Source organism: Acinetobacter lactucae (genome assembly GCF_013344765.1).
Lineage (GTDB): Bacteria > Pseudomonadota > Gammaproteobacteria > Pseudomonadales > Moraxellaceae > Acinetobacter > Acinetobacter lactucae_A.
Genome location: NZ_JABVBF010000310.1, coordinates 1 through 1,541, shown reverse-complemented (window position 1 = coordinate 1,541; position 1,541 = coordinate 1). Strand labels below are relative to the sequence as shown.

Sequence of the window (1,541 nt, the reverse complement as noted above, 5' to 3'; positions counted from 1 at the left end):
TTAACAAAGCAGCCGCTTGTTATGGTTTTGGCAGAATTCCGTTTTTCAACAATTCTCCAAATTGGGAATTATGTTCCATTATTTCAAGATTTAGTAAGACAACACTTTCCTCATTTTTCAACTATAAACCAACAGGAAATTGTGGTGGATCCACAAGGTTTAAAAATCAACCAAAATGATGCTTGGTTATTTCAGTCTGCCGATAAAAAAAGTGCATATCTCTTAGATAAGGACAGAATTACTTTTTTAACAGCTGAATATAACCGTTTTCCGGATTTTTTAAGTCACTGTCAAACTGCAATAAAATTTGTAGAGGATGTTATTAAACCTGCACTTATTTTAAGAATTGGTTTAAGATATTCTGATGTTATATTGCCAACTTATCCTGAGGAAAAGATTGAAAATTATGTTCAGGAGGCTATTTGCAATACAAGTATTGGAAAAGTTTTTGGTGATCAGCTTAGACATGTGAATGAGTCTATACTTAGAACTGAAAATGGGATACTGGTTGTTAGAACTCTTTATGGGGAACTTAATGCAACTGTGTGGCAGGATCTTATCGATGTTCCAATTTCTATAAAGAAAGTGATGACACCGAGTAAGCGAATTCTTCTTGATTTTGATCATTATTGGTCACCAGAAGAAGGAGAATCTCAATCTTTTTATATCGACTTCATTATAAATAAGATAACGAGCTTACATGAAAATTCGCGTAAAGCCTTTTGGGAAATTACAACTAATAATGGTAGGGAGGTTTGGAAATGATGGACATAAGCTCTTTTGCATTAGCTACAGCTATAAGCATTAATACGGCAAGTTATTGTTCAAGTTCTGCAAGTTTTATTTCTACTTGTGGTGAACCTTTCGATAAATTTGCTACTGGTAGTTTTGGCGGTATCTCTAAATGGCTGGGTGAGGAAACTGCTAGCGGTCAAAAAATAAATATCATTAATAATCGTGAAAATATTTTGGAGAAAAATGTTGAATTTATAAAGAATATTTTTTCATTAAATAATGAAGAACTAGCTGCTGCGTTAGGAGTTACAAGAAAAACTTTATTAAGCTGGAGAAAAGAAGATTCTTCACCTAAGAAAGCTCAATCTTTAAAATTATTTAATTTGTATGTTTTAGCTAAGAACTGGAAAGATAATAACTATTCAACGCACAAAAGTGACTTGGATTTACCAGTTCTTAATGGAAAAAGTATCAAATCAATGATTGCTGAAGATAGTCTTGATGTGGATAAAATATTATTTGCTGGGAATAGACTGTCCCATAATATTTTAGTAGAAGACGATTTATTCTAGGGTGGTTTTAGTGCGTCATTGGATGGAAGATTTGGGTTGGAGACAAGGGAGTATAGTTAATCAGCAAGATGTGCAGACTATACTCTCATGCTCTAATATTTCTTACTCAGAAGAAATCATTCTAATTGTTGCATCTGGTTCTTGTGATGTGGCTAACCTAAATGATCCATGTATAGAATTTTCAATAGCAAAAAAAATTGAAAGTTATAATAGTGCTTTTGGATTTAATAAAAA

At 32.5% G+C, this 1,541-nt stretch carries 2 protein-coding genes and 1 pseudogene; all 3 read left to right on the top strand.

Annotated features, from left to right (window positions below):
• A partial coding sequence (locus HUN22_RS16935; protein ID WP_174731838.1) for a TIGR04255 family protein occupies positions 1-765 on the top strand: 765 nt, incomplete at its 5' end.
• Positions 762-1,307, top strand: coding sequence for a hypothetical protein (locus HUN22_RS16930; RefSeq protein ID WP_174731830.1), 546 nt, complete (start codon positions 762-764; stop codon positions 1,305-1,307). The genes HUN22_RS16935 and HUN22_RS16930, both read left to right, overlap by 4 nt.
• Before the next feature lie 10 nt (positions 1,308-1,317).
• A pseudogene (locus HUN22_RS18050) lies at positions 1,318-1,541 on the top strand (hypothetical protein); the annotation flags it as partial.